At 69.0% G+C, this 8,166-nt stretch carries 11 protein-coding genes; 5 read left to right on the top strand and 6 right to left on the bottom strand.

Annotated features, from left to right (window positions below; genetic code table 11):
* On the top strand, positions 1-325 hold a 325-nt coding region (locus BLR21_RS31565; protein ID WP_176929885.1), incomplete at its 5' end, for a transposase.
* Positions 326-484: 159 nt separating this feature from the next.
* On the opposite strand, the gene BLR21_RS31560 is transcribed toward BLR21_RS31565, so the two are convergent.
* The 3 genes from BLR21_RS31560 to BLR21_RS31550 form a co-directional block, all read right to left on the bottom strand.
* Positions 485-865 carry a class I SAM-dependent methyltransferase gene (locus tag BLR21_RS31560; RefSeq protein ID WP_176929884.1) on the bottom strand — a complete coding sequence of 127 codons (381 nt, stop codon included), beginning with the start codon at positions 863-865 and terminating at the stop codon, positions 485-487.
* 62 nt (positions 866-927) lie between these two features.
* Complete coding sequence (locus BLR21_RS31555) at positions 928-1,335, bottom strand: VOC family protein (protein WP_090011747.1); 408 nt, start codon at positions 1,333-1,335, stop codon at positions 928-930.
* Positions 1,336-1,403: 68 nt separating this feature from the next.
* Positions 1,404-2,549: an acyl-CoA dehydrogenase family protein gene (locus BLR21_RS31550; RefSeq protein ID WP_176929883.1), complete on the bottom strand. Its 1,146-nt coding sequence runs from the start codon at positions 2,547-2,549 to the stop codon at positions 1,404-1,406.
* A 94-nt stretch (positions 2,550-2,643) separates the two neighbouring features.
* Here BLR21_RS31550 and BLR21_RS31545 point away from each other — a divergent pair, with 94 nt between their 5' ends.
* A complete protein-coding gene (locus BLR21_RS31545; protein WP_218131015.1) occupies positions 2,644-3,303 on the top strand; it encodes a winged helix-turn-helix transcriptional regulator in 660 nt (219 codons plus the stop codon).
* Between the two features lie 107 nt (positions 3,304-3,410).
* Positions 3,411-3,848: a DoxX family membrane protein gene (locus BLR21_RS31540; RefSeq protein ID WP_051769131.1), complete on the top strand. Its 438-nt coding sequence runs from the start codon at positions 3,411-3,413 to the stop codon at positions 3,846-3,848.
* Positions 3,849-4,160: 312 nt separating this feature from the next.
* Here BLR21_RS31540 and BLR21_RS31535 read toward each other — a convergent pair whose 3' ends face one another.
* Positions 4,161-4,538, bottom strand: coding sequence for a PH domain-containing protein (locus BLR21_RS31535; protein ID WP_090011743.1), 378 nt, complete (start codon positions 4,536-4,538; stop codon positions 4,161-4,163).
* A 122-nt stretch (positions 4,539-4,660) separates the two neighbouring features.
* Between BLR21_RS31535 and BLR21_RS31530 the strand changes: the two genes are divergently transcribed.
* Positions 4,661-5,149, top strand: coding sequence for an SgcJ/EcaC family oxidoreductase (locus tag BLR21_RS31530; protein ID WP_090011781.1), 489 nt, complete (start codon positions 4,661-4,663; stop codon positions 5,147-5,149).
* Here the strand turns inward: BLR21_RS31530 and BLR21_RS31525 are convergent.
* A complete protein-coding gene (locus tag BLR21_RS31525) occupies positions 5,106-6,374 on the bottom strand; it encodes a sensor histidine kinase (RefSeq protein WP_090011741.1) in 1,269 nt (422 codons plus the stop codon). The two genes, BLR21_RS31530 and BLR21_RS31525, sit on opposite strands and share 44 nt — an antisense overlap.
* On the bottom strand, positions 6,371-7,021 hold the full coding sequence (locus BLR21_RS31520; RefSeq protein WP_090011739.1) for a response regulator transcription factor: 651 nt from the start codon (positions 7,019-7,021) through the stop codon (positions 6,371-6,373). The genes BLR21_RS31525 and BLR21_RS31520 overlap by 4 nt, the downstream gene beginning before the upstream one ends.
* Before the next feature lie 99 nt (positions 7,022-7,120).
* On the opposite strand from BLR21_RS31520, the gene BLR21_RS31515 reads away from it, so the two are divergent.
* Complete coding sequence (locus BLR21_RS31515) at positions 7,121-8,143, top strand: hypothetical protein (RefSeq protein WP_143027946.1); 1,023 nt, start codon at positions 7,121-7,123, stop codon at positions 8,141-8,143.
* The last annotated feature ends 23 nt before the right edge of the window (positions 8,144-8,166 follow it).

Here is an 8,166-nt window from a genome sequence, read left to right as displayed (position 1 = left end):
CGTGCATCTGGTCTGCGACAACTACGGCACGCACAAGACCGCGGCGATCAAGGCCTGGCTGGCGAAGCATCCGCGGTTCCACATGCACTTCACCCCGACCGGATCCTCGTGGATCAACCAGGTCGAACGCTGGTTCGGGTTCCTGGCCGAGCAGAAGATCAAACGCGGCGCCCACAAGAGCGTGCAAGCACTCGAGAAGGACGTCCGGGCCTGGATCACCGACTGGAACACCCATCCCCGGCCGTTCCTCTGGACCAAGACCGCCGAAGAGATCCTCGAATCACTCGCACGCTTTTGCAGGCGAATTTCCGGCGCAGCACACTAGTGGCGCGACCCGGAACGTTGGCGAGGTAATCCACGCTCAGCAGGGCGCCTCGTGGCGTCGCCCCCACGCCCCCGTACCACCAGTACGAGGACGTGGGGGCGACACCACGATGCACCCGTCTGACCGCGAATTCCCCCGGCAACCTTCCGGGCCACACCACTAGACAGGCACGTCGAAGAACGACAACACCCGCGCACCTGGTGCCAGCCACGGCTCCAGCAACGCGTGCGCGCGGTCGGGATCGCGATGGAACAGCCCGACCCGCACCGCGAACACCAGGTCGAACCGCCGGTCGCCGAGGTTCATGTCCTCCAGTGACGCGATGAGGAACTCGGCCCTGCCCGACGCCACGTACGCGGCGTTGCGGCGGGTCGCGGCCTCGATCATCTTGGTGGAGCGGTCGATCGCGGTGAGTGTGCCGGTGGACAGCAGCTGGCACACCATCGTGGCGGCCACGCCCTGGCCGCAGCCGATCTCCAGCACCCGGTCACCAGGCCGGATCGCGAGTTGGCCGACCACACCCCGCAGACGCTCGCTCATGGTCCACATCATGCGTCAGCGCGGCGGGCGGGGCTACTCCCGCAGCCCCGCCGAAACGTCCGTCAGCCCAGACCGCCCAGGTTGACCATCCAGTTCACACCGAACTTGTCGACGAGGTCGCCGTACTCGTCGCCCCACATCTGCTTCTCCAGCGGCGTACCGACCTTGCCACCCTCGGCGAGGGCGTTGAAGTAGTCGCGCAGCACCTCTTCGTCGCCCGACAGCGACACCGTGATGCTGGAACCCGGCTTGTACTCCATGCCGGGCGGCGTGTCGGAGGCCATGATCGTGTAGCCGAGGTCGGTCTCCAGCTGCGCGTGCATGATCTGGTCGGCCTGCGGCGTGTCCTGCATGCCGAACTCACCGAAGGTGTTCATCTTCAGCTCTCCGCCGAAGACCGAGTGGTAGAACTCCATCGCCTGGCGGGCCTGACCGTCGAAGCTGATGTACGGGTTGAGGCGAGTTGCCACCGGAATCGCTCCTTCTCCGAAGATGGATACGAATCCTTGCAAACCCTTGGCGTGCCTACAACTCGAACTTATTCGGTGATTCCTGAGTCACCCTGAGCGACCTTGCCTGCGTACATGAGTGTGGCTTCGGGCGTGAGCGGGTGGAACGTTCCGGCGCGCACGTCGCGGTAGGCGCGCTCCAGCGGTGAACGCCGGAAGAACGACCGTCCACCCAGGACCTCCATCGCGACGTTCACGACCTCGATCGCCTCCACGACGGCCTGGCGCTTGGCCAGCATCACCGTGGTGGTCGACTCGGCGTCGGCCGTGTAGTCCTCGCCGAGCTCGTCGATCGAGCCCATCAGCGACCACCACGCGGTGCGCAGCTTGTAGTCCATCAGGCCGATCTGCCGGGTCGTGCTCTTCGACGTCGACCGCACGGCCACGTCCCGCGCGCCCGCCGCGATGCCGAAGTACGTCGCCCCGCACACCGGCGCGAAGTGGACGACGGCGGCGAACAGGGGTGCGCCGAACTCGCCGTAGGGGCGGCGGGCGGCGATCTTCTCGGCCGGGATGAACACGTCCTCCAGCACCACGTCGTGGCTGGCCGTGCCGCGCATGCCGAGCGTGTCCCACGTTTCCTCGATGCGCACGCCGCCGGCGTTCAACGGGGCGCTGAAGTGCAGCACCTCCTCGCCGAGGACGGCGGACGTGGCCACGACATTCGCGCGCGGCGACTGGCTGCAGAACGTCTTGCGCCCGTTCACCAGGAAGCCGCCGTCCACGGGCGTCGCCGTCGTCGTGGGCCACAGCCAGTCCGAGCCGCCGCTGGTCGCGATGACCAGGCCTTCCGCGGCCACGCGCCGCAGCACGCCCTCCGCGTCCGGTGCGCCCTTGCGGCGCCGGTAGGCCTGCATCAGCGTCAGGTACAGGTGCATGGTGACGGCCAGCGCGGTGGCGCCGTCGTGCCGGGCGAGCTCGGCCTGCGCGTAACAGACCTGGCGCATCGTGGCGCCGAGCCCGCCCAGTTCCTCGGGTACGGCCAACGCCAGGTAACCCTCCTCGCGCATGGCCTCGTACGCCTCGCTCACGAACGTGGCGTCGCGATCGTGCTCGGTCGCGTTGGCGGCCGCGATGGCGCCGATGCGTGCGGCCATCTCCGCGAACTTGTCGTCGCCGTCTCTGGTCACGGTGGGGAACGTGCTGGTCACCCGTGGTGCGTCAAGTGTTGTCATGCGACAAACGTAAGAACGCCGAATGCCCGCGGGTAGTTCTGAAAGTGAACCGGACGGCGGTAACGAAACCCCCGCCGCGACGGAGACTTCCCCTGTGAGGACGTATGCGCAGTACTGCCCGATCGTTCGCGCCGTCGAGGTGCTGGGTGACCGGTGGACGTTGCTGATCGTGCGGGACATGCTCATCGGTGCCTCGCGCTTCAACGAGCTCGCCCGCGGCCTGCCGGGACTGTCGCGCGCTCTGCTGTCGCGGCGGCTGCGGCAGCTCGCGAACGCCGGTCTGGTGCAGCGCACCGGTGACGGCTACCTGCTCACGCCGGCCGGGCAGGCGTTGCGCCCCTTGGTGTTCGGCCTCGCCGACTGGGGTGCCCGCTACGCGTTCGGCGATCCCCGCGCCGACGAGCTCGACCCCGAGGTGCTGATGTGGTGGATGCACGGCCGCATCGACACCGGCACGCTGGACAAGCGCGCGAACATCGAGGTCCGCATCAACGACCGCCGCCGCACGTTCTGGCTCGTCGTCGAACCCGGTGACGCCTCGATCTGCTACACCGACCCTGGCCTGGAGGTCGACGCGGTGCTGGCGTCCGACATCGCCACGCTCTTCCGGATGTGGGAGGGCGAGGTCGACCTGCTCGACGCGGTGCGCGCGGGCGCCATCGAGCTGACCGGCACGCGCTGGGTGGTGCGCGGTCTGCCGGAGTGGCTCAAGCTCAGCCCGGTCGCGGAGCACGTGCGCGCGGCACGAGTCTGACCAGCGCAAACAAGTTTCTCGAAGATTTCTGGGCCGTCGTGTCGATCCGGGGTGCTGCCCGTTCGACGCATCAGTGGAAGGACACGACAGCCCAGGAGGAACTCGACATGACCGCCACGATCGCCGCCCCCGCCCGCGTCACCCGCAAGTCGGCTGCCGCCCGCCACACCACGCTCGTGACCCGCGTGCTCGTCGGCCTGCTGTTCACCGCGACCGGGTTGAACGGGTGGCTGAACTTCATGCCCGCACCGGATCCCAGCACGATGGCACCCGCCGGGGTGGCGTTCACCCTGGCGCTCTCCGCGACCGGCTACATGCTGCACCTGGCGTCCGGCGTCCAGGTCCTCGCGGGCGTCCTGCTGCTCACCGGCCGGTTCGTGCCGCTGGCGCTGGCGTTGCTGGCCCCGATGGTCGTGAACATCTTTCTGTACCACGTGTTCCTGGACACGAGCGGCTTCGCGATGGGGCTGTTCGTGACCGTCGCCGAGATCGGCCTCGCCTGGGCGTACCGCGACAAGTTCCGCCCGATGCTGCAGGCCCGCTAGACCGCACCGCCGACATCCCTCGCAGGCCCTGCGCCTGCGGGGGATTTTTTGTTGCCGGACAACGATTCCCGGCGTGCGCTGTCGATTTCGGAGGGTGCCGTTCGACGTTTCTGTGAGAGCCGGAAACGTTGGAAGGGAACGGAAATGTCCACCACCCGCTGCGCCACCGCCGTCCTGCGAGTGCTGGTCCGCGGCCGGGTGGTGCCCGTGGCGCTGACCGCGGCGAACCTCCTGCTCGACACCGGCCACGTCGTCACCGCGCTGCTCGTGGCGCTGGCCGAGCTCGCCGTGGCGATCGGCTCGCAGGCGGTGCTACCGGGACACGAAAGCCGCCAGCAGCGCCTGCACCTCGTAGACGTCGACACCCTTGCCGAACTGCTTGGAGATCGGCGCCTCGCCGCCGGAGACCCAGATCTTCAGCTCGGCGTCCAGGTCGAAATGACCGGCCGTCTCGACTGAGAACTGCGTGATCGCCTTGTAGGGCACCGAGTGGTACTCGACCTTCTTGCCCGTCATGCCCTGCTTGTCGACCAGGATCAGCCTCCGGTCGGTGAACAGGAACGAATCGCGCACCAGCTGGTATGCCGCGTGGATCTGCTCACCGTGCGCGAGCAGCCGCCCGAACTCCTTCGCGGCGTCCCGCGGGTCGAGCTTCGACGCGTTCCCCATCATTCCGCTGAGAAGTCCCATACGTCCACGTTTACCAGGCTTTCCGAAACCTTGTCCCGGTACTGGACTGCTGCTGTCCGGACGTTTCCGGTCCTTCCTCGAAAGTGGATCTCAACAGCCACTCGATCGGGGAGAACGACACAATGCGCAAGCACTTCATCGGAGCCGCCGGACTGGCCGGGGCGACCGCCCTGCTCGTGGGATGTTCCAGCGCCCCAGCGCAAACGGTCACGGGTCCGGCCGAGCGGCCGACGACCGAACAGATCAGGGCGTTGTTCGCCGACTGGAACGCGTCCCTCGCAACGGGCGACCCCCAGAAGGTGGCCGACCGCTACGCTCCGAACGCGGTTCTGCTGCCTACGGTGTCGAACCAGGTGCGGTCCACGCGGGCCGAGATCGTCGACTACTTCGAGCACTTCCTGCAGAACAAGCCGAGCGGCACCATCCTCGACTCGCACGTCGCCGTCCTGGACGACGACGACGCGATCGACGCGGGCACCTACCGGTTCGCGCTCACCAAGGACGGCGCACCGTCGACCGTCGACGCGCGGTACACGTTCGTCTACGAGAAGGTCGACGGGAAGTGGCTCATCGTGAACCACCACTCGTCGGCGATGCCGGAGCAAGCCTGATCCGCACGCACAACCCGCCGCTGGAGGCCTCCTCCAGCGACACCGCGCCACCGTCGTCGGTGACGAGTTGCTTCACGATGGCGAGGCCGAGGCCCGACCCGCCCTTGCCGGTGAGGCCCAGGCCACGCCAGAACCTGTCGAACGCCCGCGCCCGGTCGGCCTCCGGCAGGCCGGGGCCGGCGTCGATGACCTCCAGCAGGCCCGGCCGGGTGGTGCGGACGAGGATCGCGGCGCCGTCCGGGGACACCTCCAGCGCGTTGGACAGCACGTTGTCCAGCACCTGCTCGAGGTGTCCCGGCGTGGCGAGGACGCGGATGTCGAAGCCCTCGCTGACCAGGGAGATCGAGCGTTCGTCCGCGGCGGCGCGCCACGCGGTGAACCGTTCCGTGACGACGTCGAGCACCTGCACCGGTTCGGGGTGGGGGACGTCGGCCTCGGCGCGGGCCAGCGCCAGCAGACCGTTGACCAGCCTGGACATCCGCACGACCTCGGCCGTCGCCATCTCGACGTCCTCGCGGACCAGCGGGTCGTCGACGCCGTCCGCCACGTTGTCCAGCGACAGCCTCAGGGCGGTCAGCGGCGTGCGGAGCTGGTGCGAGGCGTCGCCGATGAACGCGCGCTGCGAGCCGACCAGCGTGCCGATCGTCTCGGTGGCGGTGTTGAGGGTGCGGGCGAGCGTGCGGGTCTCGGGCGGCCCCGTCTCCTCGGCCCGCGCGGTCAGGTCGCCGTCGCGCAGCCTGCCCGCCATCACGTTGAGCTCGCGCAACGGCCGGGTGACCCGCTTCGCCAGCCACAGCCCCAGGAACGCCGCCAGGATCAGCACGCCCACGGCGAGCGCGGTGCGGAATCCCCAGATCTGCCAGAGCCTCTGCGTGATCCGATCGTCCGGATAGGACAGCCGGATCGCGCCGACGACCGTGCCGTCCGGTGTGGTCGCCGGAACCGTGAGCTTCAGTCCCTCGGAGTCCCAGACCTTCGACTCCGGCTGGGGTTCGACGACGTCGATCTGGCCGGGAGTCTGGCGTTCGTAGGCGTCCGCCAAGGCGTTCAACGACCTCGTGTCGCCGGACGCGAGCAGCAACGCGGCGGTGTCGGCCTCGCGCCGGGCGGTGTTCACGGCGTCGTCGTAGAGCTGCTGGTTGAGCGTGAACGCCACCGGCACCGTGAACGCCGCGATCGCCACCGCCACCAGGAGCACGTAGCTCCAGGCGAGCTGGCGGATCACGTGAGCACCAGCCGGAAACCCACGCCCCGCACGGTCTCCAGCGAGGCCGCGTCACCGAGCTTGCGGCGCAACACGCCGACATGCACGTCGAGCGTCTTGGTGGGGCCGAACCAGTTCTCGTCCCACACCGCCTCCATGATCTGCTCGCGGGTGAACACCGCGCCCGGCTCCTCGGCCAGGAACGCCAGCAGGTCGAACTCCTTCGGCGTCAGCTCGACCTCACCGCCGTCGAGGTGCACCCGCCGCCCGCGCCGATCGATCCGCACCCGCCCGTGCGTCTCCGGTTCGCGCAGGGCAGGCTGCGCACGTCTGAGGACCGCCCGCATCCGTGCGACGACCTCCCGCACCCCGAACGGCTTGGTGACGTAGTCGTCGGCGCCGATCTCCAGCCCCACCACCCGGTCGACCTCGTCGGACCGCGCGCTGATGACGATGATCGGCACGTCCCCGCGTGCCCGCAGCTCACGGCAGACGTCGAGGCCGTCCATGTCGGGCAGCCCGAGGTCGACGAGGACCACCGCGAAGTCCCCGGCCGTCAGCGCCTCCGCGCCCGTGCGCACCCATCGGACTTCGAACCCGTAGCGGGACAGTCCGCGCGTGAGCGATTCCGCGATCGGCTCGTCGTCCTCCACCAGCAGCACCCGCATGGGCGGAGATCATTCCACTGATCGGGGCAGCGCGTTTTCGCAGCCGGAGAAGTGCAAGACCTGGTCGTGTTCGGGCCGCATGTGGTCATACTGGCCCGCATGCGCAGGCTGACGCTCGCGGTTTTGCTGGTCCTCGCCGGCTGCTCTTCAGGCGGTGCGGACAACACCGTCGGCTTCACCGCCGTCGACCTGACAGCCACGCCGGAAGCGTTGGCGACGCACGGGGACATGCTGGTCATCGGCACCCGCCCGTCCGACCACCCCGAGCTCGTCACACGGACCAAAGACGGCACGCTGTCCAACTCCAGGCTGACCCCGGCGACCCCGTACGGCAAGGAAGCGCACTGGTACGGCCTCACCTCCGACGGCACCACGATCACCGGCGTCGGCGGCGAACGAGGTGGCGCGCACGGCAACGTCCGCTGGAGTGCCTGGACCGGTGATGCCCGTGCCATCAACGAGAAACCGCAGGCCTTCAGCACGTTCGGCGGCTACGGCGCGGGCGAGTTGATCGGCCCGGTGCAGACCGCGCAGGGGCCGCTGATCATCGGCACCTGGCAGAGCGCCAAGGCGGGCCTCGACATCGCCGCCTGGACCTACGCCGCCGACACCTGGACTCGTCAGCCCTCCGCCGGCACCGTCCTCGAAAGCTCGCCGGAACTCCTGCGGTTCCCGCTGGCCGTCACCCCGGACGGCGACGGCGCGCTCGTGGTGGGCTGGCAGATCGCGAAAGGGGTGGTGAGCGCCGCGGTCTGGCGGTTCGACGGCACCGCCTGGACCACCGCGACCCTCCCGGACGGCGACGCCGCGCTGGCCGCCCGCTGCTGGGACGGCACCTGCCACGTCGTGGGCCGTAGCAAGGGCAGGCTCGCCTGGTGGTCGGGCCCGGACTGGAAGAAGCTCACGACCCCGGACGTCCCGGTCGGTGACGACGACACGCTCGCCGCGCCCGTCTCCGTCGACGGCGTTCCGACGTTGTTCGTCGACCATGGCGGCGTGCAGCTGGTGTCGGAAAAGGACGAACGCCCGGCGGCGGGACCGTCCGGCAGGGTGGTGGCGGTGGAGAAGGTGGGCGACCAGGTTTTCGTGATCGCGGGCGGCCGTCTCTGGCGCCTTGGTTAGGTTCGCCTAAGCCATCTGGTCCC

The organism is Lentzea albidocapillata subsp. violacea, from assembly GCF_900100275.1.
Classification (GTDB): Bacteria; Actinomycetota; Actinomycetes; order Mycobacteriales; family Pseudonocardiaceae; genus Lentzea; species Lentzea violacea.
Note: the sequence above shows the minus strand (reverse complement) of the source record. Positions and strands in the feature narration are given on the sequence as shown.